31 protein-coding genes are annotated in these 24,700 nt (G+C 43.6%); 25 read left to right on the forward strand and 6 right to left on the reverse strand.

The window, feature by feature from the left end:
- The first annotated feature begins 284 nt into the window (after positions 1 to 284).
- Both ABEV15_RS04670 and ABEV15_RS04675 read left to right on the forward strand, forming a co-directional pair.
- Positions 285 to 476: a YkzI domain-containing protein gene (locus tag ABEV15_RS04670; protein ID WP_429631548.1), complete on the forward strand. Its 192-nt coding sequence runs from the start codon at positions 285 to 287 to the stop codon at positions 474 to 476.
- 50 nt (positions 477 to 526) lie between these two features.
- Positions 527 to 1,309: an inositol monophosphatase family protein gene (locus ABEV15_RS04675; protein ID WP_192949475.1), complete on the forward strand. Its 783-nt coding sequence runs from the start codon at positions 527 to 529 to the stop codon at positions 1,307 to 1,309.
- On the opposite strand, the gene ABEV15_RS04680 is transcribed toward ABEV15_RS04675, so the two are convergent.
- The gene (locus ABEV15_RS04680; RefSeq protein WP_041638617.1) at positions 1,310 to 1,492 is read right to left on the reverse strand and encodes a DUF5325 family protein; all 183 of its coding nucleotides are present in this window, start codon (positions 1,490 to 1,492) and stop codon (positions 1,310 to 1,312) included.
- A 105-nt stretch (positions 1,493 to 1,597) separates the two neighbouring features.
- On the opposite strand from ABEV15_RS04680, the gene typA reads away from it, so the two are divergent.
- From typA to ABEV15_RS04695, 3 genes are read left to right on the forward strand one after another with little or no spacing between them, the layout of a single operon-like run.
- Positions 1,598 to 3,433, forward strand: a complete 1,836-nt coding sequence (typA, locus tag ABEV15_RS04685) for a translational GTPase TypA (protein WP_498852496.1) — start codon at positions 1,598 to 1,600, stop codon at positions 3,431 to 3,433.
- A gap of 11 nt (positions 3,434 to 3,444) precedes the next feature.
- Positions 3,445 to 3,747 carry a YlaH-like family protein gene (locus tag ABEV15_RS04690; RefSeq protein WP_498852497.1) on the forward strand — a complete coding sequence of 101 codons (303 nt, stop codon included), beginning with the start codon at positions 3,445 to 3,447 and terminating at the stop codon, positions 3,745 to 3,747.
- Complete coding sequence (locus ABEV15_RS04695) at positions 3,744 to 4,025, forward strand: hypothetical protein (RefSeq protein WP_077429531.1); 282 nt, start codon at positions 3,744 to 3,746, stop codon at positions 4,023 to 4,025. Before ABEV15_RS04690 ends, ABEV15_RS04695 begins: the two co-directional genes overlap by 4 nt.
- 29 nt (positions 4,026 to 4,054) lie before the next feature.
- Here ABEV15_RS04695 and ABEV15_RS04700 read toward each other — a convergent pair whose 3' ends face one another.
- Complete coding sequence (locus ABEV15_RS04700) at positions 4,055 to 4,255, reverse strand: YlaI family protein (protein WP_004891284.1); 201 nt, start codon at positions 4,253 to 4,255, stop codon at positions 4,055 to 4,057.
- A gap of 93 nt (positions 4,256 to 4,348) precedes the next feature.
- Here ABEV15_RS04700 and ABEV15_RS04705 point away from each other — a divergent pair, with 93 nt between their 5' ends.
- Positions 4,349 to 4,804, forward strand: a complete 456-nt coding sequence (locus ABEV15_RS04705) for a pyridoxamine 5'-phosphate oxidase family protein (RefSeq protein ID WP_429631556.1) — start codon at positions 4,349 to 4,351, stop codon at positions 4,802 to 4,804.
- Positions 4,805 to 4,823: 19 nt separating this feature from the next.
- On the opposite strand, the gene ABEV15_RS04710 is transcribed toward ABEV15_RS04705, so the two are convergent.
- Entirely contained in the window at positions 4,824 to 5,408 is a 585-nt protein-coding gene (locus ABEV15_RS04710; protein ID WP_498852498.1) for a YhcN/YlaJ family sporulation lipoprotein, read from the reverse strand.
- A 109-nt stretch (positions 5,409 to 5,517) separates the two neighbouring features.
- On the opposite strand from ABEV15_RS04710, the gene ABEV15_RS04715 reads away from it, so the two are divergent.
- Positions 5,518 to 6,849, forward strand: coding sequence for a PhoH family protein (locus ABEV15_RS04715; protein ID WP_498852499.1), 1,332 nt, complete (start codon positions 5,518 to 5,520; stop codon positions 6,847 to 6,849).
- 28 nt (positions 6,850 to 6,877) lie between these two features.
- On the opposite strand, the gene ABEV15_RS04720 is transcribed toward ABEV15_RS04715, so the two are convergent.
- The gene (locus ABEV15_RS04720; protein WP_498852500.1) at positions 6,878 to 7,372 is read right to left on the reverse strand and encodes a peptidyl-prolyl cis-trans isomerase; all 495 of its coding nucleotides are present in this window, start codon (positions 7,370 to 7,372) and stop codon (positions 6,878 to 6,880) included.
- Between the two features lie 140 nt (positions 7,373 to 7,512).
- On the opposite strand from ABEV15_RS04720, the gene ABEV15_RS04725 reads away from it, so the two are divergent.
- The 3 genes from ABEV15_RS04725 to pyc all read left to right on the forward strand — a co-directional run bounded on the left by ABEV15_RS04725 (position 7,513) and on the right by pyc (position 12,579).
- The gene (locus tag ABEV15_RS04725; RefSeq protein ID WP_004891276.1) at positions 7,513 to 7,803 is read left to right on the forward strand and encodes an Fpa/YlaN family protein; all 291 of its coding nucleotides are present in this window, start codon (positions 7,513 to 7,515) and stop codon (positions 7,801 to 7,803) included.
- A gap of 75 nt (positions 7,804 to 7,878) precedes the next feature.
- A complete protein-coding gene (locus ABEV15_RS04730) occupies positions 7,879 to 9,075 on the forward strand; it encodes an FtsW/RodA/SpoVE family cell cycle protein (RefSeq protein ID WP_498852501.1) in 1,197 nt (398 codons plus the stop codon).
- Positions 9,076 to 9,138: 63 nt separating this feature from the next.
- The gene (gene pyc / locus ABEV15_RS04735; protein WP_498852502.1) at positions 9,139 to 12,579 is read left to right on the forward strand and encodes a pyruvate carboxylase; all 3,441 of its coding nucleotides are present in this window, start codon (positions 9,139 to 9,141) and stop codon (positions 12,577 to 12,579) included.
- Between the two features lie 24 nt (positions 12,580 to 12,603).
- On the opposite strand, the gene ABEV15_RS04740 is transcribed toward pyc, so the two are convergent.
- Positions 12,604 to 13,551 (reverse strand): COX15/CtaA family protein, encoded by a 948-nt coding sequence (locus ABEV15_RS04740; protein ID WP_498852503.1) that lies wholly within the window; start codon positions 13,549 to 13,551, stop codon positions 12,604 to 12,606.
- A gap of 378 nt (positions 13,552 to 13,929) precedes the next feature.
- Between ABEV15_RS04740 and cyoE the strand changes: the two genes are divergently transcribed.
- The 8 genes from cyoE (at position 13,930) to ABEV15_RS04780 (ending at position 20,691) form a co-directional block, all read left to right on the forward strand.
- On the forward strand, positions 13,930 to 14,835 hold the full coding sequence (cyoE, locus tag ABEV15_RS04745) for a heme o synthase (RefSeq protein WP_429631570.1): 906 nt from the start codon (positions 13,930 to 13,932) through the stop codon (positions 14,833 to 14,835).
- Positions 14,836 to 14,954: 119 nt separating this feature from the next.
- The gene (gene coxB, locus ABEV15_RS04750; RefSeq protein WP_498852504.1) at positions 14,955 to 16,019 is read left to right on the forward strand and encodes a cytochrome c oxidase subunit II; all 1,065 of its coding nucleotides are present in this window, start codon (positions 14,955 to 14,957) and stop codon (positions 16,017 to 16,019) included.
- A 29-nt stretch (positions 16,020 to 16,048) separates the two neighbouring features.
- Positions 16,049 to 17,917 (forward strand): cytochrome c oxidase subunit I, encoded by a 1,869-nt coding sequence (gene ctaD / locus ABEV15_RS04755; protein ID WP_498852505.1) that lies wholly within the window; start codon positions 16,049 to 16,051, stop codon positions 17,915 to 17,917.
- Complete coding sequence (locus tag ABEV15_RS04760; protein WP_498852506.1) at positions 17,917 to 18,537, forward strand: cytochrome (ubi)quinol oxidase subunit III; 621 nt, start codon at positions 17,917 to 17,919, stop codon at positions 18,535 to 18,537. Before ctaD ends, ABEV15_RS04760 begins: the two co-directional genes overlap by 1 nt.
- A 4-nt stretch (positions 18,538 to 18,541) precedes the next feature.
- Complete coding sequence (gene ctaF / locus ABEV15_RS04765; RefSeq protein ID WP_498852507.1) at positions 18,542 to 18,874, forward strand: cytochrome c oxidase subunit IVB; 333 nt, start codon at positions 18,542 to 18,544, stop codon at positions 18,872 to 18,874.
- Between the two features lie 83 nt (positions 18,875 to 18,957).
- Positions 18,958 to 19,827 (forward strand): cytochrome c oxidase assembly factor CtaG, encoded by an 870-nt coding sequence (ctaG, locus tag ABEV15_RS04770; protein ID WP_498852508.1) that lies wholly within the window; start codon positions 18,958 to 18,960, stop codon positions 19,825 to 19,827.
- A gap of 21 nt (positions 19,828 to 19,848) precedes the next feature.
- On the forward strand, positions 19,849 to 20,313 hold the full coding sequence (locus ABEV15_RS04775; RefSeq protein ID WP_498852509.1) for a DUF420 domain-containing protein: 465 nt from the start codon (positions 19,849 to 19,851) through the stop codon (positions 20,311 to 20,313).
- Between the two features lie 117 nt (positions 20,314 to 20,430).
- Positions 20,431 to 20,691, forward strand: a complete 261-nt coding sequence (locus ABEV15_RS04780) for an Asp23/Gls24 family envelope stress response protein (protein ID WP_498852510.1) — start codon at positions 20,431 to 20,433, stop codon at positions 20,689 to 20,691.
- A gap of 6 nt (positions 20,692 to 20,697) precedes the next feature.
- Here ABEV15_RS04780 and ABEV15_RS04785 read toward each other — a convergent pair whose 3' ends face one another.
- Entirely contained in the window at positions 20,698 to 21,057 is a 360-nt protein-coding gene (locus ABEV15_RS04785; RefSeq protein ID WP_004891257.1) for a YugN family protein, read from the reverse strand.
- 130 nt (positions 21,058 to 21,187) lie between these two features.
- Between ABEV15_RS04785 and ABEV15_RS04790 the strand changes: the two genes are divergently transcribed.
- From ABEV15_RS04790 to ABEV15_RS04820, 7 genes are all read left to right on the forward strand, one after another.
- The gene (locus ABEV15_RS04790; RefSeq protein WP_498852511.1) at positions 21,188 to 21,604 is read left to right on the forward strand and encodes a CBS domain-containing protein; all 417 of its coding nucleotides are present in this window, start codon (positions 21,188 to 21,190) and stop codon (positions 21,602 to 21,604) included.
- 99 nt (positions 21,605 to 21,703) lie between these two features.
- Complete coding sequence (locus ABEV15_RS04795) at positions 21,704 to 22,714, forward strand: CAP domain-containing protein (protein WP_498852512.1); 1,011 nt, start codon at positions 21,704 to 21,706, stop codon at positions 22,712 to 22,714.
- Positions 22,715 to 22,779: 65 nt separating this feature from the next.
- On the forward strand, positions 22,780 to 23,112 hold the full coding sequence (locus ABEV15_RS04800) for a YlbD family protein (RefSeq protein ID WP_498852513.1): 333 nt from the start codon (positions 22,780 to 22,782) through the stop codon (positions 23,110 to 23,112).
- An 11-nt stretch (positions 23,113 to 23,123) separates the two neighbouring features.
- On the forward strand, positions 23,124 to 23,366 hold the full coding sequence (locus tag ABEV15_RS04805; protein WP_429631591.1) for a YlbE-like family protein: 243 nt from the start codon (positions 23,124 to 23,126) through the stop codon (positions 23,364 to 23,366).
- Positions 23,367 to 23,398: 32 nt separating this feature from the next.
- Positions 23,399 to 23,770: a hypothetical protein gene (locus tag ABEV15_RS04810; RefSeq protein ID WP_498852514.1), complete on the forward strand. Its 372-nt coding sequence runs from the start codon at positions 23,399 to 23,401 to the stop codon at positions 23,768 to 23,770.
- A 73-nt stretch (positions 23,771 to 23,843) separates the two neighbouring features.
- Complete coding sequence (locus ABEV15_RS04815) at positions 23,844 to 24,293, forward strand: YlbF/YmcA family competence regulator (RefSeq protein WP_498852515.1); 450 nt, start codon at positions 23,844 to 23,846, stop codon at positions 24,291 to 24,293.
- A gap of 19 nt (positions 24,294 to 24,312) precedes the next feature.
- A complete protein-coding gene (locus tag ABEV15_RS04820; protein ID WP_498852516.1) occupies positions 24,313 to 24,579 on the forward strand; it encodes a YlbG family protein in 267 nt (88 codons plus the stop codon).
- The last annotated feature ends 121 nt before the right edge of the window (positions 24,580 to 24,700 follow it).

Below are 24,700 nucleotides of genomic sequence, written 5' to 3' on the forward strand. Positions count from 1 at the left end.
TGTCATGCAGGAAGACTGGAAATTTCGACATCAAAGGAAAAGACGGTAAACGTATCGCACAAGGAATCAGCTATAAATATATTCAAGTCATTCAGCGATTTGATGGATATACTTACAGAAATGAGGAAGCGGAACTTGCGTAAGGCGCAATTCCTCCCCGTGCCTAAAGGCAGGGGCTTCCTTGCGTGAGTTTCGTGAAAATGTAAAGTTGCATATCCCCCTTCCGTTACATAATATATAAAAAAGAATTTTCAGAAAAGATAAAGACGGAAGGGGTGCACGAGATGAGAAAAACAGCCGATGGATTTAAAAAAATGGATGGAGAACGCCGAATTAAAGTATTAAAGCTCGAAGTTGATTACGAACTAGCCACCCTTTATGAAGCGATGTTAGAAAACAATGAAGCGAAAAAAAATGAATGTAAACGAAAATTAGAAAGACTGCGCCAAGAACTCATTCGTCTGTTGTCGAAATGAAAGGCGGCAAGCGCCGCCTTTTCTACATAAGTATATGCAGGAGGTTTTTTATGTGGAACGAAATTGATCAACATATGCAGCATTGGATTCGCGAAGCAGGGGAGCGCATCCGCGATGCGTTTCAAACGAAACTAAAAATCGAAACGAAATCAAGCCCGTCTGACTTAGTGACAAACGTCGATCGGGAAATCGAACAGTTTTTTATTGAGCGCATTCGTCGGACGTATCCGACACACCGCATTTTAGGAGAAGAAGGGCTCGGGGATGAATTACAAGCGCTAGATGGCGTCGTTTGGATTATCGACCCGATTGACGGGACGATGAATTTTATTCATCAACAGCGTCATTTCGCCATTTCAGTCGGGGTGTTTCAAGATGGCGTCGGCATGCTTGGCTACATTTACGATGTGGCGTTTGACGAACTATATTATGCTCAAAAAGGAAAAGGGGCGTTTTTAAACGGCACGCCCCTCCCCCCACTTGAAAAAACATCGCTCGACCGCGCGATCATTTCACTAAATGCAACGTGGGTGACAGAAAACCGCCGCATTGACCCGCATGTGCTAGCACCGCTTGTGAAAAAAGCGCGCGGCACGCGTTCGTACGGTTCTGCGGCACTTGAGATGGCGTACATCGCATCAGGTAAACTAGATGCGTACATTACGCTTCGGTTGTCGCCATGGGATATTGCTGGTGGGATGGTTATTGTTGAAGAAGTAGGCGGTGTGGTGACAAATTTGTACGGTGAGCCGCTCAATATGATTGAAAAAAGCTCGGTGTTTGTTTCAAAACCGGGATTGCATGAAGAAATACTTGCGATGATCAAGCGCTAACTATCGTTCGTTAGCGCTTTTTCTTTTTTTCAGTGAAAACCCAAGCCCCATCACACCAAAAAAGGCAATGATCGAGCCGACGATTGCTGGCACATGTCGATAAGCGATCGCAATGCCGGTGCCTATTAACGTTATCGTCGCAAGTAGCGCCATTATAAAAAAAAGCGGTTGAAATTTATTCATATGTTCTCCTCCTATTTCCTTTAGATTACAACAAAACATTCCGCTTTTCTACTATATTTGTGCTATAATAGACGCGCAATGTTGAAAAATAGGAGCTGAAAACAATTGAGAAACGATATTCGCAACATCGCGATTATTGCGCACGTTGACCACGGAAAAACGACGTTAGTCGACCAATTGCTTCGCCAATCGGGCACGTTTCGGGCGAACGAACAAGTGGAAGAACGGGCGCTTGACCGCAACGATTTAGAACGTGAACGAGGCATTACGATTTTGGCAAAAAATACAGCCATTCAATACAAAGGCACGCGCATTAACATTTTAGATACGCCGGGACATGCGGACTTCGGCGGAGAAGTCGAACGCATTATGCGGCTCGTTGATGGGGTGTTGCTCGTTGTCGATGCGTACGAAGGATGTATGCCCCAAACGCGCTTCGTCTTAAAAAAAGCGCTTGAACAAAACTTAACGCCTATTGTCGTCGTCAATAAAATTGACCGCGAATTTGCTCGACCGCACGAGGTCGTCGATGAAGTGATCGATTTATTCATTGAGCTCGGCGCATCAGAAGACCAGCTCGAGTTTCCGGTCGTGTACGCTTCAGCGATTAACGGCACAGCAAGTTTAGATGCGGACAAACAAGACGCCGACATGACGGCGCTATTTGAAACGATTATTGAGCATATTCCGGCTCCAATCGACAATAGCGATGAGCCGCTTCAATTTCAAGTCGCCCTTCTCGACTATAACGACTACGTCGGTCGCATTGGAATCGGCCGTATTTTCCGCGGGCGCATGCAAGTGGGGCAGCAAGTCGCCCTTATGAAGCTAGATGGCTCTGTGAAAACGTTTCGCGTTACAAAACTGTTTGGCTTTCTCGGGTTAAAACGCATTGAAATTGAAGAAGCGAAAGCGGGCGATTTAGTTGCGGTTTCCGGAATGGAAGATATTAACGTAGGCGAAACGGTATGTCCCCTCGACGCTCAAGAAGCATTGCCTCCGCTTCGCATTGACGAACCGACATTACAAATGACGTTTCTTGTGAACAATAGCCCGTTTGCTGGACGGGAAGGAAAACATGTGACCGCAAGAAAAATTGAAGAACGCCTTCGCTTACAGCTAGAAACAGACGTTTCGCTTCGCGTTGAGCCGACCGATTCCCCTGATGCATGGATCGTGTCAGGGCGCGGAGAGTTGCATTTATCGATTTTAATTGAAAATATGCGCCGCGAAGGCTTTGAACTGCAAGTATCGAAACCAGAAGTCATTATGAAAGAAATCGATGGCGTCATGTGCGAGCCAGTTGAGCGTGTACAAATTGATATTCCAGAAGAATATACAGGAGCGATTATGGAGTCGCTCGGTGCGCGCAAAGGGGAAATGGTCGATATGGTCAATAACGGAAACGGGCAAGTGCGCCTTATTTTCCTCGTGCCTGCGCGCGGATTAATCGGCTATCGAACAGAATTTATGTCGCTTACGCGCGGATACGGCATTTTAAACCATTCGTTCGACAGCTATCAACCCGTCATCCCAGGTCAAATTGGCGGGAGACATCAAGGGGTACTCATTTCGATGGAGACAGGAAAAGCGACGGCTTATGGCATTATGCAAGTCGAAGACCGCGGCGTCATTTTCATCGAACCGGGAACGGAAGTGTATGAAGGGATGATCGTTGGCGAACATAGCCGCGACAACGATTTAGTCGTAAACGTATGCAAAATGAAACATGTGACAAACGTCCGCTCGTCAACGAAAGAACAAACGGTGACGATGAAAAAGCCACGCCTCATGACGTTAGAAGAAGCGCTTGAATATTTAAACGACGACGAATATTGCGAAGTGACGCCACAATCGATTCGCTTGCGAAAAAAAATATTAGATAAAAACGAACGCGAAAAAATCGCGAAAAAGAAAAAACTCGCCGAGCAAAAGAAATAGGGGGATTTTTCATGGATGTGGTCGGTCGCCTGTCATTTTTTGCTTCGCTATACAACGTGCACGAACAGCCGATAACAGGGATGTGGTTGTTGTACGCGACGATCGTCGTGTTAGCGATCATTGTGTATCGTCTCGGCTTTGCGCGTAAATTACCGATGTTAAAAAACGTTGTCATTTATACGCTACTTGTGCTCGGTTGTACGATTTTAACGTTTTTTGCTGTCTTTTTACCTGTGGCAGAAGGATTGCTTGTTGCTGCCGTCGTATTAATCATTTATAAATGGCGTCTTCGTCGCGAGGGGGAAAATGCGTGAAATTACAAGATGCGGTATACAATTGGCTGACAATTAAAGTAGTTGCGCAGGCGCGCCCAGACGATACGGCAGCACAAGAGACAGAACAATTTTTTTCTGATTTGTTGCGTGAAGATCATGCGATTGAGCAAATCACATATACAAAAGAAGATGACGTCTATACGGTCGCGTTCACTGTAAACAACGAATCACGCACGTTTCGCTTTCCGGCCGAGCTCGTCGAAACGATGCTTGATCAAATTAATCGCGAACCTGAAAAATATGTCAATTACGAATAAGCGCCCACGCTTCGTGCAGGGCGCTTTTCTTACCATTCTGTTTCATGTTTGCTCGTGCGGAAAAAGCGAAATTTGCCCGTTGCAAGCCGTTCTTTCGTTTTTTGCGCAATGCGCTCATGGCACGTTTCACACATATACGTATGAATCGGGCGATTGCGCAATCGTTTTGCAAGCAACGTTTCATCGTTTAACGTATCTATTTTTTCACAAAGAATGCATCGTACTCTCATCGTCAAACCTCACATGTTTTTTTGATCAATAGTATATCATATCATTTGAAAGTGTGTGAAAAAAAGGTATGATAAAAATAAGGAGGGATACGTATGCCAAATGCGGTAGAGCCAACATTAATTGAACCGTTGTTCCGAGCGTTACAAAAAGAACGATATGTCATTGTATGTACGATTGACCACGAAACAGGTGCACCAAATGCAAGTGCGGTTTCATGGGTGTATGCGCCTGCCCCTGACAAAGTATATTTTGCGGTCGATCAACGTTCCCGCATCGTTGCGAACGTGAAAGCGAATCCAGCGATTTCGATCGTTTTAATCGCCAACGAATCGACGTACTCCATTAGCGGAAAAGCGCACGTGAAAGTTGAAAAATTAGAAAATGTTCCGTTGAAGCTTGCCGCAGTTCAAGTCGATATTGAAGCAGTGCGCGATGTCATGTTTTACGGAGCAAAAATTTCTGTCGAACCGAAATACGACAAAACGTACGATGCACAGGCCGCAGCGAAACTTGATCAACAAGTGATGAGCGCATTAAAACAAGCATAAGCCGAGCAATACGCCCGGCTTATTTCATATGGTCGCTTGATTGTTTTTGTTGTACGTTTTCGAGTTGCTGTTGTTCACCATCGTTTAGTTGCTTGTCGTTTTGTCGTGTTGGGCGCGGATTTTTCGTTTGAAGAAAGTCGCTCGGAATTTCAGGCATGACCCGTCCGACGATGGCGGCGAGTTCATCCATAAATCCTTGAATCGGCTTTCCTTCCTCCACTTGTTTTTGAATGGCTTTTAACCTCGTATTCAAATCCGCATCAGCGATAACGATCGCATTCGCCCCGTACGGATCTTTTTGTAAGCTTTCCACGACAGAATATTTCACCGTCCCTACCCGTGATGGATCGAGTTTAGCGTTGACGTCGATGCCGACTAACGCATATTTCCCAACAACTAATACGGTCGCATCGTTTACATTCGGCACGCTGCTCGCAAGATGAGCGAGATGACGGGCAATTTGTTGTCCTGATTTATTTACAATTTCTTCATTTGTCGTATTTTTCACATGAATGAGCGAATCGCGATCGTTCGGCTGTGCTTGTTGTCCACAGGCGCTCATAAAAAGCAACATGAAGATGAAGATATATTTCAATCGTTCCACCCCTTTTCGTCTTTAAGTTTATTTTGCGAAACTTCTTCTATCTTTATACGCCTGTTCATATATATAAACAACAATCCCGTCCAACGACGGTCGTCAAGGGGGAGAAAACGTGGGCAAAAAAATATACGTATTAGATACAAACGTTCTTTTGCAAGATCCGTATTCCATTTTTTCCTTTCAAGATAATGAAGTTGTCATCCCGGGTGTCGTGTTAGAAGAAGTGGACTCAAAAAAGCGATATATGGACGAAGTAGGGAGAAACGCGCGCCAAGTGTCCAAACTTATTGATCAATTGCGCCAAAACGGCAAACTCCATGAAAAAATCCCGCTTGATAACGGTGGGGTGTTGCGCATTGAATTAAACCATCGCTCCTTTCAGCAGCTGCAAGAAATTTTTGTTGAAAAAACGAACGACAATCGCATTTTAGCGGTTGCGAAAAATTTATTGCTTGAAGAACAAACGAAAGAAAACGGTCGCCCGGTTATTTTAGTGAGTAAAGATGCGCTCGTGCGCGTCAAGGCAGATGCGATTGGACTAGAAGCGGAAGATTTTTTAAGCGATCGCGTCGTTGAAATCGACCATATTTATACCGGATTTTTAGATTTGTACATAAGTCCGGAGCATTTGTCACGCTTTTATGAAAAAGGTGAACTTGTGCTGGCGGAAATTACAAACCATCCGTTTTATCCGAATCAATTTATCGTCATGAAAGACGCGCTTGGCGGTTCGTCATCGGCGCTTGGCATCGTTGACCATACCGGGAAAAAAGTGCGCAAACTTGTATTTCATTACGATCATATTTGGGGCATTCGCCCGCGCAATGTACAGCAAACGATGGCATGTGAATTGTTGCTTCGCACAGACATCCCGCTTGTGACGCTGATCGGAAAAGCTGGGACAGGAAAGACGCTGCTTGCGTTAGCGGCAGGACTGATGCAGACAGAAGATATGCGGCTATATAAAAAATTGCTTGTCGCTCGTCCGATCGTGCCTGTCGGCAAAGATATCGGCTATTTGCCAGGCGAGAAACAAGAAAAGTTAAGGCCGTGGATGCAACCGATTTTCGACAACTTACACTTTTTATTTGATACAAAAAAACCGGGAGAACTCGATGCGATTTTATCAGGCATGGGGTCGATTGAAGTCGAGGCGCTTACGTATATACGCGGAAGAAGCATTCCAGAGCAGTTTATTATTATTGATGAGGCACAAAACTTAACGAAACATGAAGTGAAAACAATTTTAACGCGCGTCGGGGAACGAAGTAAAATTGTATTAATGGGTGATCCTGCTCAAATTGATCATCCGTATTTAGATGAATACAATAATGGGCTCACATACGTCGTTGAAAAATTTAAAGACCAAAAAGTGGCTGGACACGTGCGGCTCATTAAAGGCGAACGGTCATCGCTTGCGCAGCTTGCCGCCGATCTTTTATAAAGCACGAAAAGAGGCGAAAAGCCTCTTTTTACTCGACGATAAACGCCCGCACGTGTGTGATCGGATTGTCGCGGTTCGAGCCGTCGCCGAAATAAATATGGACAGGTCCATCTTCTTTGAGTGGTTTGCCGTCTTTTGAAAAACATAATAACAACTCGTAAGCTTCAGCAAGTGAAATCGTCGTATCGCCGTTTTCTGTGACGATCACGACCTTTGTAGCATTCTCGTTCGGCTCTGCATTGCGCAAAAACGGGGCAAATGGCATACCAAATGTGCCTGTTAATATTTTTTCTTTTTCAAATTGTTTTTCTGTTTGCAATGTTGGAGGGGACACAGCTCCCTCTTGAATTTCACGATCCCAATATGCTGAAATTTTTTGAATGTCGTCGGTTTCTTTTCGTTGTTCTGTTTCGAAATTGCGTGTAAAATAAGTATGTACATCTACTTTTCGATCGTCAAAAATCCATACGCTCGGATCGAGTGTAATCGTAAATTTGACGTTTCCCTTGATGACGATGACCATGTTTATTCCCCCTATCTGCCTTTCATTATATGATGGAAGCGCTTATTTGTAAAATGAATCGGTCTAGACGCGATGCTTGCATTTTTCTCGTATTCACGATAAGATGAAAAGACAGGAACGTACGGAACGGAGGGGTCAACGTGACGCCTGAAGTGGCGATAAACTTTCGAGAAAGAGCCTATTCGTTATTGCAAGCGGATGCGGAGAAAATTGTGAAGCTGATTCAAGTGCAAATGGATCATTTAACGATGCCGCAATGTCCGCTATATGAAGAAGTGCTAGATACGCAAATGTTCGGGCTATCCCGTGAAATTGACTTTGCGGTCCGCTTAGGACTTGTCGATGAAAAAGACGGGAAGGCGATTTTAGACCGACTTGAGCGTGAGCTTTCGGCATTGCATGAAGCGTGCACGAAAAAAAAGAAAAAATGACAAAAACTCAAACGAATTTCGTTTGGGTTTTTTCTGTTTTGTAGTACAATGCAAAGTAAGAAAATGAAAAGGAAGATGGGGCGAATGCGCTTGAAAACGTTTCTGAAATATCATGATTATCCGTTAATCATCGCTGTCATGTTGTTGTCGTTGTTTGGGCTTATCATGGTATATAGCGCAAGCATGATTACAGCGGTCGTCCGTTTTCATACGGCGAGTGATTATTTTTTCCAAAAACAAAAATGGGCGTGGATCATCGGTGCATGCATGTTTTTATTCACTGCATTTGTTCCGTATAAACATTATGCGCGCAAAAAGTTTTTGCAATTCGTTTTTTTTGTTATGCCTTTGCCGCTCATTTACGTCCTTTTGTTTGGACATACAGCAAACAATGCGACAAGCTGGATTAAAATCGGTCCGTTGAGCGCTCAGCCAGCCGAGTTTGCGAAAATGGGCTTAATTGTGTATTTAAGCGGGGTATTAGCAAACAAACAAAAAAAATTGATTGCATCACCGCAAGAAGCGCTCTTTCCCATTTATTATATGCTGTTTATTTGCTTGCTTATTTTTCTTCAACCAGACGCTGGAACAATGCTCATTATCGTTGCGATTTGTTTAACAATCATACTTTCATCGGCAACAAGCAAATGGCTATTAATTAAACAAGGCGTATTATTCGGGATTGTTTCTCTCTTATCCCTTCCGTTCATATATGACAAAGTTTTTACTGAAGTGCGCAAGGCGCGGCTGTACAGCTTTTTAGATCCGTTTGCATACGCACAAAAAGAAGGATATCAACTCATTAACTCATATTTCGCAATCGCAAACGGGGGACTAAAAGGTCTCGGTCTTGGACAAGGCATTCAAAAATACGGCTATTTGCCAGAAGCGCATACCGACTTTATTATGGCAGTCATCGCAGAGGAGCTTGGTTTATTCGGCGTTTCATTCGTCCTTATTTTACTATCGTTTATCGTATTGCGCGGCTTTGTCATTGCAAGGAGATGTCCAGATGCGTTCGGCAGTTTATTAGCTATCGGTATTTCCGCAATGATCGGCATTCAAGCGTCCATCAATCTCGGTGGGGTGACAGGTATTATCCCGCTTACAGGGGTGCCGCTTCCGTTTGTCAGCTACGGCGGATCGTCGCTCGTTTTACTTATGATGTCTGCAGGCGTGCTTGCGAACATTTCCGCTGTCACAACGTATGAACAAAAACATAAAACGAAGAAAGAAAGCAATATTCAAAAAAATCATATTTCTTTTTCGTAATGCTATTTACAAACAAAGAAAATTCGTTATAGTTTTTATATAAAGAATAGGGGGATGATTTATATGAGGCGTATTCAAAAAGTGCTTGTCGCTAATCGCGGGGAAATTGCGATTCGCGTTTTTCGCGCATGCAATGAGCTCGGGATTCGCACTGTTGCCATTTACTCGCGTGAAGATGCAGGATCATATCATCGCTATAAGGCGGATGAAGCATATTTAGTTGGTGAAGGAAAAAAGCCGATTGAAGCCTATTTAGACATTGAAGGCATTATTGAAATTGCCAAAATGCATGATGTCGATGCGATTCATCCAGGCTATGGCTTTTTATCGGAAAACATCGAATTTGCGAAACGATGCGAAGAAGAAGGCATCATTTTTATCGGACCGCGCCAACAACATTTAGATATGTTTGGCGACAAAGTAAAAGCGCGCCACCAAGCGAAACAGGCGGGCATTCCGGTCATTCCGGGTAGCGACGGCCCTGTGCAAAGCTTGGAGGATGTCGTGCGCTTTGGTGAGACATACGGTTATCCGATGATCGTCAAAGCAGCGTTGGGTGGCGGCGGTCGCGGGATGCGCATCGTTCGTTCCCAATCGGAAGTAAAAGAAGCATACGAGCGCGCCAAATCAGAAGCAAAAGCGGCATTTGGCAGCGATGAAGTATATGTTGAAAAACTCATTGAAAAGCCAAAACATATTGAAGTGCAAATTTTAGGTGACGAATACGGCAACATCGTTCATTTATACGACCGCGATTGTTCTGTACAACGTCGCCATCAAAAAGTGGTCGAAGTGGCGCCGAGCGTGTCACTTTCGAAGGAGCTTCGCGAAGAAATTTGTGAAGCGGCAGTCAAACTTATGAAAAACGTGCAATACGTCAACGCGGGAACAGTCGAGTTTCTCGTTTCTGGCGATGAATTTTATTTCATTGAAGTAAACCCGCGCATTCAAGTTGAACATACGATTACCGAAATGATTACCGGCATCGATATCGTTCAATCGCAAATTTTAATTGCCGAAGGACATGCGCTACATAGCGAAAAAGTCGGCATTCCGAAACAAGAAGACATTTATGTTCACGGATATGCGATTCAGGCGCGCGTCACAACAGAAGATCCGCTAAATAACTTTATGCCGGATACAGGGAAAATTATGGCGTATCGCTCAGGCGGCGGTTTCGGCGTTCGTTTAGACACAGGAAATAGCTTTCAAGGGGCGGTCATTACCCCGTATTACGATTCGCTGTTAGTGAAAGTGACGACGTGGGCATTAACGTTTGAACAAGCGGCAGCGAAAATGTTGCGCAACTTGCGTGAGTTTCGCATTCGCGGCATAAAAACGAACATTCCGTTTTTAGAAAACGTCGTTCAACATCCGAAGTTTTTAACAGGGGAATATGACACATCATTTATTGATACGACGCCAGAGCTATTTATTTTCCCGAAACGAAAAGACCGCGGAACGAAAATGTTATCATATATCGGAACAGTGACTGTAAACGGTTTTCCGGGCATCGGAAAAAAGAAAAAGCCGGTATTTGATCCACCACGCATTCCAAAAGTAAACTATATCGAACCGATGCCAAAAGGGACGAAACAAATTTTAGATGAGCGCGGAGCTGACGGGCTCGTCCAATGGATTAAAGAGCAAAACCGAGTGCTGTTGACAGATACGACGTTTCGTGACGCCCATCAATCGCTTTTAGCAACGCGCGTGCGCACAAACGACTTGTTGCGCATTGCGGAGCCGACGGCGCGCATATGGCCGCAACTGTTTTCGATGGAAATGTGGGGCGGGGCGACGTTCGATGTCGCGTATCGCTTTTTAAAAGAAGATCCGTGGGAGCGGCTTGTCCGATTGCGCGAAAAAATTCCAAACATCCTGTTTCAAATGTTGCTTCGCGCCTCGAACGCGGTCGGATATAAAAACTATCCAGATAACGTCATTCGCGAGTTTGTTGCGAAATCAGCCGAAGCGGGCATTGACGTATTCCGCATTTTCGATAGCTTAAACTGGGTCAAAGGAATGACGGTTGCGATTGATGCGGTGCGCCAAACCGGAAAAGTAGCGGAAGCAGCCATTTGTTATACGGGCGATATTTTCGATCCGGCGCGCACAAAATACAATCTCGATTACTATAAAAACTTAGCGAAAGAGCTAGAGCAAGCAGGCGCGCACATTTTAGCCATTAAAGATATGGCAGGGCTATTAAAGCCGCAAGCAGCGTATGCGTTTATTTCCGCTTTAAAAGAAGTCGTCGATATTCCGATTCATTTGCATACGCACGACACAAGCGGCAACGGCATTTATACGTATGCTAAAGCGATTGAAGCAGGGGTCGATATTGTTGACGTAGCCGTTAGTTCCATGGCTGGTTTAACGTCACAGCCGAGCGCGAGCACGCTTTATTATGCGCTAGAAGGAACGGAGCGCGCGCCCGAAGTCAATATTACATCGCTTGAAAAATTGTCGCGTTATTGGGAAGATGTGCGCAAATATTACGCCGACTTTGAAAGCGGCATGAACGCACCGCATACGGAAGTGTATATGCACGAAATGCCAGGCGGACAATATAGCAATTTGCAACAACAAGCGAAAGCGGTCGGTTTAGGAGATCGTTGGGATGAAGTAAAAGAAATGTACCGCCGCGTCAACGACATGTTTGGCGACATTGTAAAAGTGACGCCATCATCGAAAGTCGTTGGTGATATGGCGCTATATATGGTGCAAAACAATTTAACAGAACAAGACATTTACGAACGTGGGGAAACGCTCGACTTCCCAGACTCCGTCGTCGAATTTTTCGAAGGCTATCTCGGCCAGCCGCATGGCGGATTCCCAGAAACGTTGCAGCGCATCATTTTAAAAGGGCGTAAACCGATTACCGTTCGTCCGGGTGAACTGTTAGAGCCAGTCGATTTTGAAAAATTAAAAGAAGAATTGTATCATCTCATCCAGCGAGAAGTGAGCGACTACGATGTGTTAGCGTATGCGCTTTATCCGAAAGTGTTTGTCGAATACGCCCGCACCGTTGAACAGTTTGGCGACGTATCTGTTTTAGATACACCGACGTTTTTATACGGCATGCGCCTTGGCGAAGAAATTGAAATCGAAATTGAAAAAGGAAAAACGTTAATCGTCAAGCTCGTTGCCATCGGTCAACCACAAGCGGACGGAACGAGAGTCGTTTACTTCGAATTAAACGGTCAGCCGCGCGAAATCGTCATTAAAGACGAAAGCATTAAAACAGCGGTTGTCACCCGTGCGAAAGCAGATCGCAACAATCCGAACCATATTGCCGCAACGATGCCAGGAACGGTTGTGAAAGTGCTTGTGGAAAAAGGGGAAAAAGTGAAAAAAGGCGACCATTTAATGATTACGGAAGCGATGAAAATGGAAACGACGGTGCAAGCCCCGTTTTCAGGCATTGTGAAAGACATTTACGTCCAAGGCGGCGACGCGATTCAAACGGGAGATTTATTAATTGAATTAGCCGAAAAATAAAAGAACGAGGGATCCCTCGTTCTTTTATTTTAATACCGCAGATGGAATGGCGCTTGATTGTTGCGTTACGTCTTTTTCTTTTTTGCTGCGTGTCGCAAGTAAAACAAAATAGCTTAGCACGCCGAACAAACATGAAATGAAAAACGCATGAGCTAAGGCGACGTATAAATTCAATTCCGTAAAGACGACAAGCGCACCGGTTGCAACTTGGCAACTGACGAGAATAAGCGCAACGAGCCAACCCCAATACATAATTGGCTGTTGTTTATATCGCTTCAACGCATACATCGTCGCCCATAAAATCCAAACAAATAAAAGACCAGCTGCAAAGCGGTGCCCCATTTGCACCCATTCGTGTAATTGTGTCGGGAATATGCGCGTTTGCGCGCAAAACGGCCAGCTTGGACAAGCTAAGCTCGCCTGCTTATGACGAACGAGCGCGCCTGTATACACAACGATATAGCAGTAGGAAATAATGCCATAAATATGAAATTTCATCGTGCGATCAAGCACAACAGATGAGGCATCAAATTTTTTATCGACTTCAAAAATAAACAACGTCAATAAAAAGACGGCCGCAAACGAAATTAATGAAATGCCGAAATGAAGCGCAAGCACAACGTCCGATTGTCCCCATACGACCGCGGCTGCCCCGATGAGTCCTTGCAAGACGAGAAACACGAACGAAACGATCGCTAAAAATTTCGTTTCGCGAATATGGCCAATCGCTTTCCATACCCAAACGGATAGGATGAGCACCATCAGCCCAACGACACCTGAGACGACGCGGTGACTTAACTCAATCAGCAGCTCTGCTGTAATATTAGACGGAATAAGTTGTCCGTGACATAGCGGCCACGAACGACCGCAGCCCATGCCTGAGCCTGTTTTTGTTACAAGCGCTCCGCCAATTAAAACGAAAAGCATGCCGATTGTTGTCGCTACCGCAAACCATTTTAAAAGCCGTTGCAATGTATTCACTTCCTTAATGCGAAATTTTATCTAGCAAACGCCTAGTAAAAACTGTATAATAAATGTGAAATACGTGTGAAGAAATTCTATTCCCATATTAGCGGAAAACGTCGAAAAGCGCAAAGTTTTATTATTTTACAATATAGCAATCGTTGCAAATATGGTTGAATATTTGTGTGGAGTTTGCTAGAAGTATAAATGCAGTTATTTTTCAACGTTTTCATCGTAACAATCTCATTTTGACACAAATTCGACACAATTCAGACAAAAAAAGTTCACAATTTGATGGAAAAATGTGCTTTAATTACAGAGACGGCATATCGTTATCGTGTATAGAATGGAAACGCCTTCACAGGCATAAGAGAGGAGTGGCGACACATGGCGGATGTAGTCGAAGATGTAAAAACAACAAAAATACGATCAGGCGTTTTAAAAGATGTGCTTGCGGTCGTAAAAATTGGCATCGTCAACTCCAATTTAATTACGACGTTTACAGGACTTTGGTTAGCCCTTCATTTTACGGGAAAAGGATTTTTAAGCAATTTGCATACGGTGTTTTTCGCGCTCGTTGGATCTGCGCTTGTCATCGCAGGTTCATGTGCGTTAAATAATTTTATCGATCGCGACATTGATCATTTAATGGAGCGAACAAAAGATCGTCCGACGGTAAGCGGAAGTGTAGAACCGAAGCGCGTGCTTTGGTTCGGCATCCTTCTTGTCGCTATTGGCACGCTTAGCTTGCTCATGACAACCGTCACTGCTGCCATCATCGGATTAGTTGGCGTTGTGACGTACGTCTTTTTATATACGATGTGGTCAAAGCGAAGCAATACGCTAAATACGGTTATCGGAAGCGTTTCTGGTGCGGTTCCGCCGGTCATTGGCTGGACGGCAGTCGATGACGCCTTTCATATCGTTCCAATCATTTTGTTTTTGCTTATGTTTTTATGGCAACCGCCGCACTTTTTAGCGCTGGCGATGAAGCGATGTGAAGAGTATCGCGCAGCGGGCATTCCGATGTTGCCTGTCGTTTACGGATTTGCGATGACGAAGCGGCAAATCATCATTTGGATTGTAGCGCTTTTGCCATTGCCGTTTTACTTGTTTTCATTAGGCGTTCCGTTTTTAGTCATTGCGACGCTGTTAAACGTCGGTTGGCTAGCGCTCGGATTAGCCGGCTTTAAAATGAAAGACGACATCAAATGGGCAAAATGGATGTTCATCTACTCATTAAACTATTTGACGATTTTATTCGTCACGATGGTGATCGTCACCATTGATTGATGAAGCGTCCATTTGGCGCTTGTTGCAAAACAAATAGGTTTACAATTCTTTCTTTTTGTAAAGAAAGAATGTATATATTTCACTTTATTTCATAATCGAAAGAGGGGTTTGATTAGGCTATGAAAAAGTGGCTACGAAATTGGCGCTTGGTTTCTCTTGTATCCGCCATGGCGCTTTTGCTAGCTGGTTGCGGTAAGCCGTTTTTATCGACGCTTCAACCAGCAGGAGAAGTAGCTGACATGCAGTACAAGCTTATGCTGCTCAGCACGGCCATCATGGTCATCGTCATTGCGGTTGTAACAATTATTTTCCTTTACGTCGTCACTCGCTTCCGTCGTCGTAAAGGGGAAGAAAACAAAATTCCAAAGCAAGTGGAAGGAAGCCATACGCTTGAAATCATTTGGACAGTTATTCCGATTATTTTACTAATCATCTTAGCTGTTCCAACGGTTTTATACACATTTAAACTTGCTGATGTAAAACCGATGAACAAAAAGGAACGTGACGTTGTGGTCGTCAACGTTCGTGCGAATTTGTACTGGTGGGAGTTTGAGTACCCAGACTACGGCATTATTACAAGCCAAGACTTAGTTGTTCCAACAGGTGAACGTGTGTATTTCAACTTAAAAGCATCTGACGTTAAACATTCGTTCTGGATTCCTGCGGTTGGAGGAAAAATGGACACAAATACAGATAACACAAACCAATTTTTCCTCACATTTGATGACAAACGTGCTGAAGAGGCAGGACGTCTGTTTTACGGAAAATGTGCGGAGCTTTGCGGCCCGTCACACGCTTTAATGGACTTTAAAGTGAAGGCGCTTCCTCGCGCGGAGTTTGACCAATGGGTAGAAAAAATGAAAAATGCTAAACCTGTTGCTTCAACAGATCCAGTTGTGAAGCAAGGGGAAGAAATTTTCAACAAAAGCTGTATTGGCTGTCACGCGGTGACACCGGTTGATGGTCGTCCAGAGCAAGCTCGCCTTGCGCCGAACTTAGGCAACTTTGCAGATCGTGAACGCATTGCCGGCATCTTAGAACATAATGAAGAAAACTTAAAAGCTTGGTTAAAAGATCCAGAGAAAATTAAGCCAGGCAACAAAATGACAGGCACATACCCAGCGTTGTCTGATGAAGAGCTTGAAGCATTAACAAAATACTTAATGACATTATCTGTTGAGTAAGGGGATTATTGATCAAGGGAGGTTAAACTGTGAGTACGTTAGCTCGGAAAAAAGGTGTCGGCGCAGTCATTTGGGACTACTTAACAACAGTAGACCATAAGAAGATTGCGATTTTGTACTTAATCGCCGGCGGAATTTTCTTCTTGCTTGGCGGTTTAGAAGCGATGATTATTCGCATTCAGCTCGCCGTGCCAAACAACGACTTCATTAGTGCGGGTTTTTACAATGAAGTGTTGACGATGCACGGAACGACGATGATTTTCCTTGCGGCGATGCCGCTCGTGTTTGCGATGATGAACGCCGTTGTTCCGATTCAAATCGGTGCGCGTGACGTGGCGTTCCCGTTTTTAAACGCGCTTGGATTTTGGTTATTTTTCTTCGGTGGTGTGTTTTTAAACTTATCTTGGTTTTTAGGTGGAGCACCAGATGCGGGTTGGACATCTTACGCATCGTTGTCGCTTGCATCACCGACGCACGGGATCGACTTTTACGTATTAGGTTTACAAATTTCCGGTATCGGAACGTTAATCGGTGGAATTAACTTCCTTGTGACAATCATCAATATGCGTGCACCAGGAATGACATATATGCGCATGCCGATGTTTACATGGGCAACGTTTGTCACATCTGCGCTCATTTTATTCGCATTCCCACCATTAACAGTCGGTTTAATTTTCATGATGATGGATCGCTTGTTCGGTGGAAACTTCTTTGATCCAGCGCTTGGTGGAAATACGATCATTTGGGAACATTTATTCTGGATTTTCGGTCACCCAGAAGTATACATTCTCGTATTGCCAGCGTTCGGTATTTTCTCTGAAATTTTTGCAACGTTCTCGCGTAAGCGTTTGTTCGGCTATTCATCGATGGTATTTGCAACGGTGTTAATCGGATTTTTAGGATTCATGGTTTGGGCGCACCATATGTTTACAGTTGGTTTAGGTCCAATTGCCAACGCCATCTTTGCGGTTGCGACAATGGCAATTGCGGTTCCAACAGGAATTAAAATTTTCAACTGGCTATTTACGATGTGGGGCGGAAGCATTCGCTTTACAACACCAATGATGTATGCGGTAGCGTTTATTCCATCGTTCGTTATCGGTGGAGTGACAGGTGTCATGAACGCTGCAGCAGCGGCAGACTATCAATATCATGACAGTTATTTCGTCGTTGCGCACTTCCACTACGTTATCGTCGGCGGGGTTGTTTTCGCGCTACTAGCAGGTGCTCACTACTGGTGGCCAAAAATGTTCGGTAAAATGTTAGATGAAAAATTAGGAAAAGTAACATTCTGGTTGTTCTTTATCGGCTTCCATTTAACGTTCTTTATCCAACACTTCCTTGGTTTAATGGGTATGCCACGTCGCGTATTTACATTCTTGCCTGGCCAAGGATTTGAAACAGGAAACATGATTAGTACTGTTGGTGCATTTTTCATGGCAGCAGGTATAATCGTGTTATTAGCAAACGTTGTCATCACAACAGTAAAAGGAAAACGCGTTGGCAACGATCCATGGGAAGATGGACGTACGTTGGAATGGGCAGTATCTTCACCAGCGCCAGAATACAACTTTGCCCAAACACCACTTGTGCGTGGATTAGACGCATATTGGATTGAAAAAATGGAAGGCAAAAAAGGCTTAACACCAGCAGAGCCGCTTGGCGATATTCATATGCCTAACCCTACAATTTTGCCGTTCGTTATGTCGTTAGGTCTATTCATTTCAGCGTTAGGCTTCTTGTTCCATAACGACTACGGTTGGGGATTACCTGTTGGTATTATCGGCTTACTGATCACGCTAGTTGCCATGTTCTTCCGTTCAATTATTGATGACCATGGCTTCCACATTCCTAAAGAAGAAGTGATGGAAGCAGAGAAAAAGGGGGCTGGGGCATAATGCATATGGAAGAAAAATTAACGCCGGAGACGTTCCCGGCAGAGCCAGAAAGAGCAACCCTCGAAGGGAAGAATAAGTTTTTAGGTTTTTGGTTTTTCCTCGGTGGAGAGACGGTATTGTTCGCCTCTCTCTTCGCCACATATTTGGCGTTAAAAGACTCTGTGGCAGGAGGACCATCTGGAAAAGAACTGTTCCAAATGCCGATCGTCTTTTTAGCGACGATGTTGCTTTTAACGAGCAGTTTAACGAGCGTATATGCAATGCATCATATGCGCAACTTTGACTTTAAAAAAATGCAGCTTTGGCTCGGCATTACTGTATTGCTTGGTGCAGCCTTTTTAGCGCTTGAAATTTACGAGTTTACAGAGTACGTACATGAAGGATTTAAATTTTCAACAAGTGCGTTTTCTTCAGCGTTTTATACGCTTGTTGGTACGCACGGTGCCCACGTCGCGTTCGGTTTGCTTTGGATTGTTACACTAATGGTTCGTAACGCGAAACGCGGGTTAAACTTATATAATGCACCGAAGTTTTACGTCGCAAGCTTATATTGGCACTTTATCGACGTTGTTTGGGTGTTCATTTTCACGGTCGTATACTTAATGGGAATGGTGGGGTGATTGTATGGCAAATCATACACATGTACAAAACCCAAAAGTAGATGTACAATATCGCCGCAAAAAAAATGCGGAAGAAATGAAACATCAAATCGTTTCATTTACGTTAATGATTTTCTTAACGCTCATCGCTTTTTTTGCGGTTGGATATGAAGGATTTTCCGCTTGGTTTTCTGTACCGTTCATTTTATTGTTAGCGGTCGTGCAAGTCATTTTCCAGCTATATTACTTTATGCATATGAGCCATAAAGGGCATGAGCTTCCAGCTCTATTCATCTATGGTGGCGTGGCAGTTTCGTTCATTACCATTTGGGCGTTTTTAACAATCGTCTGGATTTAAGAAGCTAGCATTGGCTAGCTTCTTTTCTTTTCACGTTTGTTACGTTTGTAGTATAATAAAGTTGGAAAAAAAGCGAGGTGAGTATGATGCCGTTAAGTATATTTGGTTTTGAAGCGATGTGGAGCCCATACTTTTTCATCTTTTTAGTTGCGGTAACGGTCGTTTATTTTTGGCTTGTCAATCGCTCAAAAGAACAAACGACGACGAAACAAAAAACGTTGTTTGTGACTGCGATTGTTTTGCTTTATATTTGCAAAGGTTCTCCGGTCGATTTGCTAGGGCATTTAATGTTTAGCGCCCATATGACGCAAATGGCTGTCCTTTATTTAATGGTGCCACCGCTTCTCATTAAAGGTATTCCATCGTGGATGTTTGAAGCAATTTTTCGAATTCAAATTATTCGTTCAACGTTTACGTTTTTCACGAAACCGCTCATCGCCTTATTTTTGTTTAATGGTATTTTCTCGTTATACCATGTGCCGCTTATTTTTGATGTCGTGAAAACAAACATGTGGCTGCATGCGTTCACAACAACTGCCATTTTTATTGCCGCAATCATGATGTGGTGGCCGCTCGTCAATGAAATACGCGGTTTTCCAGCATTGTCTGGATTAAAAAAAGTCGGTTACATTTTCGCCGATGGCGTGCTGCTTACACCAGCATGTGCGCTCATTATTTTTGCCGATACGCCGTTATATGCCACATATTCCGATCCGACCGCTTGGATGAACGCATTAGCGCTTTGTGTGCCACAAAGCACGTTATCGTCGCTCAAATTGAGCGGACCAGAAATGTTTAGTTCCATGTCGATTTTACACGATCAACAGCTCGGTGGCGTATTAATGAAAATTATTCAAGAAATTGTGTATGGAGTTATGTTGTTTTACATTTTTATTGCATGGTATCGAAAAGAACGAGATGAAGAAAACGTCGTGGCTCAAACAACAAAATGATAAGCTAAGAGAGGGGACGCTATGGGTTCATTACCAATTTTACCTACTATTAGTACAAGCTTTATTGTCATTAGTGCGATTCTAGTCGCCATCGGTTGGTATTTCATTCGGCAAAAACAAGTCGAGAAGCATGAAAAAACGATGTGGCTTGCGGCTGCTTTTGCGCTCGCTTTTTTCTTAATTTATTTGTCGCGCACGATTTTTATCGGCAATACAAGCTTCGGCGGTCCAGATGATTTGAAAATATATTATACAATCTTTTTGCTTTTCCACATTTTTTTAGCGACTGCTGGTGCCGTTTTTGGCATTGTGACGTTGTTATCAGCGGTGAAAAAAAATTGGTTGCGACATAAAAAGCTCGGTCCAATCACAAGCGTTGTTTGGTTTTTTACGGCAACGACAGGTGTAGCAGTCTATTTATTGTTATACGTCTTTTACCGCGGCGGTGAAACGACATCGGTCATTAAAGCCATTTTAGGCTTTTAAAAAGAGGGTGAACGATTCACCCTCTTTATCATTTGTATCATAAAGTAATGGCATCAAAACATAAATATTTTGAACGACGAAGCGGCATCTGCTTTGATTTTAGTGTGGGGGATGGATATGCATAAACCCGTTATAACGATTGTTGCGATGAGTGTACAACCGTTTGATCATGTCATATTAGAAGAAGTGAACGTGTATGAACGACAAAACCGATTGACGATTTCCATGACCATTTCTGTCAAGCTGCATGGCAATATGCTCACCTTATGTGAACGTATTCAAAAACAAGTGATCGATGACATATACGACATCACAGGAAAAGAGGTTGTTTCTGTTCACCTGTACGTCCGTCGTCTCATTGACGGAAAAAACGCATGAGCGCGCTCATGCGTTTATAGTTGCAAGACCTTCTTTCACTTTTGCTAAAAGAGCTTCACATTGGTTTACTAATGATGAAGGGAAGTTCTCTCCCTCACCATATTCGACACCATGTGGATAATAATACTTGCCAAGCAACGGCTTCATCAGTTTAATGACCGCATGGCGACCACCAACGTCTCCTTCAATCGCATAACCTTGCACACGTAAATAAAAGACGTCATTTTTAATTTCAAATTTGCGGTCATATGTGACACGTTCGTAATCCCATTGACCGGCACGTACGAAGCCGAGGCTTTCCATTAAGTCATCTAAACGTGTTAATGGCGCTGTTTGATTTTCAATGCCTGTATTTTCGAAGCGCATCGTTCATTTCCCCCCCTTATGTAAAAAACATTCCTCCCTCAATAATAGTACGAAAGCGCATAACTTTCAATGACGAGCTTCATAATTGTTCCGATTTTGGTGAAACTAAAGGGCGAAAGGAGAGATGAACATGACAAAAGTAAAAGAAATGATGACGACAGAAGTAGAATGTTGTACACCGCTCGATAATATGTACGAAGCAGCGGTAAAAATGCGCGATTATAACGTCGGTGCTATTCCGATTGTAGATGGGAATCGACTTGTCGGCATTGTAACTGATCGCGACTTAGTCATACGCGGCATCGCTGAAAAAAAACCAGGCTCGACAGCCGTAACAGAAGTGATGAGCAAACAGCTTGTGACGATTTCACCGGACGCTTCTGTCGCTGAAGCCGCTCGTTTAATGGCGAAACATCAAATTCGTCGTTTACCTGTTGTGGAGGGAGACACGTTAGTCGGCATGGTGTCGCTTGGCGATTTAGCGACCCATACAGCAAGCGACGAACAAGCGGGAGAAGCGTTAACAGAAATATCACAATATCATTAAAAAATAAGGCTATGTTTTCGCATAGCCTTATTTTTTAGTGTTGCGAGGGTGACAAGCTGTATATAATGAATATATATAACGATTAAGGGAGAATGATGAATGCGTTGGATAGTTGCCCTTATGATGGTCCTCATCATTACTTTTTATTTTTCACCAACAGATGAACAAGCCCCGTTAAACGATACATCAATAATGAGTAAACAAACGAGTGAACAAGCGGTCGCGGAAGGGTTAGGTGCGTGGATCGGAAAGACGGAAGAAGAGGTTAAACAAACATTTGGACAACCTGCCCGCATCGATCCGTCTGCGTACGGTTATGTATGGTGGATCTATAACGATCTAAAAACGTATATGCAAATCGGTATATTGAATGGACGAGTTGTGACGATTTATGCGTGTGGACCTGAAGTAAATATCGCCCCGTTTCAATTCGATCGCTCGATCAATGAGCTATTGCAAACGATGCCGCTTCAAGACGAAATTCATGTGCAGCTTGACGATGGCGTATATCGTTTTCAACTGACAGAGGAAGATTTAATGATTCAGCCGCTTCTTTCATTTGGCGATGCGTATGTGCAATTATATATTGACCGTTTTACCGGAAAATTATCAAGCGTTCGCTGGGTTGACTGGGAGACGTTAGTGAAGCTTCGCCCATATGAGCTTGAATATCGTGGGCCGTTACCTGAGGTGGCGCTTGATGAAACGATTGCAAAACAAATCGAACGAGCAAACGCCAAACAAATTTTTGATATTACGAATGTGATGCGCATACGCCACGGTCTTTCTCCGCTACAATGGGATGAACGTGTGGCGAAAGTAGCATATGGACATAGTAAAGATATGGCAGAAAACAAATTTTTTGCGCACGAATCGCCAACAAATGGCGACTTACAACAGCGACTTACAAAAGCAAACATTCCTTTTGAACTAGCGGCGGAAAATATTGCGGCGGAATATGTTGATGCACCAGCAGTCGTCGAAGCATGGCTCAATAGCCGTAGCCATCGGCAAACGTTGTTAAATGAGAAACTGACGCATTTAGGTGTTGGTGTATATAAACGACATTATACGCAAAATTTTATTCGCCCTTTTTCACAACCAAAATAGGCGCACGTATTGGCTGTTCGGTCGTAATATATGATAGGCAAACAAACGAGAAAGGAGCGACCGATATGTCCGTTGAACAATTTAAACAGTTTGTTAAAAAACATCCAAAGTTAATTGAAGAGGTGCGCGAAGGAAAAAAAACGTGGAAACAGCTATACAACGATTGGTACGTATTCGGCGAAGATGATGAAATGTGGAATGAGTATACGCCCACTAATGATAAACAAGAACAAGGAGCGCTCGTTCAAAAATTAGCAAGTTATTTAAAACATCTTGACGTCAACGAGCTTCAAACGTACATTACAAACGTTCAACAAGCGATTACATCCATTCAAGAAGTCGTTCGTCAAATGCAGCATACGGATAAAAAAGATCCGTTTTCGTTCCGAAGGGATTAAGGAGATACCCGATGAGAAAAGACGTATACGAATACATCATAGCAAAGCCAAAGCTTCATCAGTTTTTACGCGAACAACCGTCATGGTATCGGCGATTAGCGAGACGTCCGATGGATGTGAAAGAAATGGAAAAACAAGCGCGTCAATATTATAAACAAACGTTGCCACATAAAGTCGAACAAGTCGTCCAAACGGTTGAAATGGCTAAAATGATGATGGCGATGATGAAACTGATGAAGAATACTCATAATTAAAGACGAAACGTAAACACTATCACTATGAAAGGATGGTGAAAGTGTTGCGTTTCTTTTTTTTATGTGTTGCGCTATTATGTTCCATGTACGCAAATGATTGTGACCAAATCGTTTTTGCCAAACAAAAACAAGCGTTATTTGTGAAACATCATGTCAAAGGAAATAACGTATTCGTCGAATGTGTAGTCGATCAGTTTACGTTTACGAAAGGAAAACATCCGAAAAAAGACGGACAAGGACGCATTCACATTTACGTTAATGGAAAAAGAGTAAGCGAAACGACGACGGCAGCGTTCGTCATTCGGGGATTGCCTGTCGGAAAGCATACGATTCGACTTGAGCTTGTGCATAACGATGCTAGCAAATACGATGTATCGCATGAATTTACGGTGACGATTCCATAAGTTTGTGGGGCCTCCATACGTATTTGTTTTGTTTATAAAATCATGTTATGATACCGTTGTGGAGGTGTTGCTCGTGCTTGTAGCAACGATCGAACGATTACAGTTGTTAGATTTCGCCGAAGAGCTTGGCAAAATGATCGTCGAATCAGACGTGGCGGAGGAATATCGCCGCTGTTTTTATCATGTGCAACAAGATGAAAAGGCGCAGCAACTCATTCGTCAGTTCGTTCAGTTAAAAGAACGATACGAAGAGGTGCAGCGTTTTGGAAAATATCATCCAGATTACAAAAAGATGACAAAACAAGTGCGCGACGCCAAACGCGAGCTTGATTTATACGGTCCGATCGCTAATTTTAAAAAAGCGGAAAAAGAGATGCAGTCGCTTTTAGATGAAATTAGCACGATGATCGGTCGCGCCGTATCCGAAAACATTAAAGTGCCGACAGGAAACCCGTATTTTGACTCTTTATCTTGCGGCGGAGGATGCGGGTCTGGCGGAGCGTGCGGCTGCCGGACGAAATGAAAAGGGGGATGGGGTTTTTATGTTTCCAATGCGTCAAGGGATTATCGTTTGGCTTTATTCGCTGAAACATAGTAAACAGTTACGAAAATATGGTAACGTTCATTACGTGTCGAAACGGCTCAAATATGCGGTCTTATATTGCAACATGGACGAAGCGGAAGATGTTATGAAAAGACTCGCCGATTTGCCGTTTGTAAAGCGGGTCGAACCGTCTTACCGTCCGTATGTGAAAGTCGAATTTGAATCAAAAGCGGATAAAGAAAAAGAATATGAATATGGCATATAAAAAAGGATGTCAGCGAGCGACATCCTTTTTTTCATCGTCTTTGGCGAGGAGACCCCCACCTTCAACGACCAAAGGGAGTAAGTGGGGGCGGAATCGCTTTTTTTCAAGATGAGAAAGTATG

Source organism: Bhargavaea massiliensis (assembly GCF_050480245.1).
Taxonomy (GTDB): Bacteria; Bacillota; Bacilli; order Bacillales; family Anoxybacillaceae; genus Anoxybacillus.

Coding starts and splice junctions, on each gene's coding strand:
- ABEV15_RS04670 (WP_429631548.1), top strand. CDS start 285: ATGAGAAAAACAGCCGATGGATTTAAAAAAATGGATGGAGAACGCCGA.
- ABEV15_RS04675 (WP_192949475.1), top strand. CDS start 527: ATGTGGAACGAAATTGATCAACATATGCAGCATTGGATTCGCGAAGCA.
- ABEV15_RS04680 (WP_041638617.1), bottom strand. CDS start 1,492: ATGAATAAATTTCAACCGCTTTTTTTTATAATGGCGCTACTTGCGACG.
- ABEV15_RS04690 (WP_498852497.1), top strand. CDS start 3,445: ATGGATGTGGTCGGTCGCCTGTCATTTTTTGCTTCGCTATACAACGTG.
- ABEV15_RS04700 (WP_004891284.1), bottom strand. CDS start 4,255: ATGAGAGTACGATGCATTCTTTGTGAAAAAATAGATACGTTAAACGAT.
- ABEV15_RS04705 (WP_429631556.1), top strand. CDS start 4,349: ATGCCAAATGCGGTAGAGCCAACATTAATTGAACCGTTGTTCCGAGCG.
- ABEV15_RS04720 (WP_498852500.1), bottom strand. CDS start 7,372: ATGGTCATCGTCATCAAGGGAAACGTCAAATTTACGATTACACTCGAT.
- ABEV15_RS04730 (WP_498852501.1), top strand. CDS start 7,879: ATGGGGCGAATGCGCTTGAAAACGTTTCTGAAATATCATGATTATCCG.
- pyc (WP_498852502.1), top strand. CDS start 9,139: ATGAGGCGTATTCAAAAAGTGCTTGTCGCTAATCGCGGGGAAATTGCG.
- cyoE (WP_429631570.1), top strand. CDS start 13,930: ATGGCGGATGTAGTCGAAGATGTAAAAACAACAAAAATACGATCAGGC.
- coxB (WP_498852504.1), top strand. CDS start 14,955: ATGAAAAAGTGGCTACGAAATTGGCGCTTGGTTTCTCTTGTATCCGCC.
- ABEV15_RS04760 (WP_498852506.1), top strand. CDS start 17,917: ATGCATATGGAAGAAAAATTAACGCCGGAGACGTTCCCGGCAGAGCCA.
- ctaF (WP_498852507.1), top strand. CDS start 18,542: ATGGCAAATCATACACATGTACAAAACCCAAAAGTAGATGTACAATAT.
- ctaG (WP_498852508.1), top strand. CDS start 18,958: ATGATGCCGTTAAGTATATTTGGTTTTGAAGCGATGTGGAGCCCATAC.
- ABEV15_RS04775 (WP_498852509.1), top strand. CDS start 19,849: ATGGGTTCATTACCAATTTTACCTACTATTAGTACAAGCTTTATTGTC.
- ABEV15_RS04780 (WP_498852510.1), top strand. CDS start 20,431: ATGCATAAACCCGTTATAACGATTGTTGCGATGAGTGTACAACCGTTT.
- ABEV15_RS04785 (WP_004891257.1), bottom strand. CDS start 21,057: ATGCGCTTCGAAAATACAGGCATTGAAAATCAAACAGCGCCATTAACA.
- ABEV15_RS04790 (WP_498852511.1), top strand. CDS start 21,188: ATGACAAAAGTAAAAGAAATGATGACGACAGAAGTAGAATGTTGTACA.
- ABEV15_RS04795 (WP_498852512.1), top strand. CDS start 21,704: ATGCGTTGGATAGTTGCCCTTATGATGGTCCTCATCATTACTTTTTAT.
- ABEV15_RS04800 (WP_498852513.1), top strand. CDS start 22,780: ATGTCCGTTGAACAATTTAAACAGTTTGTTAAAAAACATCCAAAGTTA.
- ABEV15_RS04805 (WP_429631591.1), top strand. CDS start 23,124: ATGAGAAAAGACGTATACGAATACATCATAGCAAAGCCAAAGCTTCAT.
- ABEV15_RS04810 (WP_498852514.1), top strand. CDS start 23,399: ATGGTGAAAGTGTTGCGTTTCTTTTTTTTATGTGTTGCGCTATTATGT.
- ABEV15_RS04820 (WP_498852516.1), top strand. CDS start 24,313: ATGTTTCCAATGCGTCAAGGGATTATCGTTTGGCTTTATTCGCTGAAA.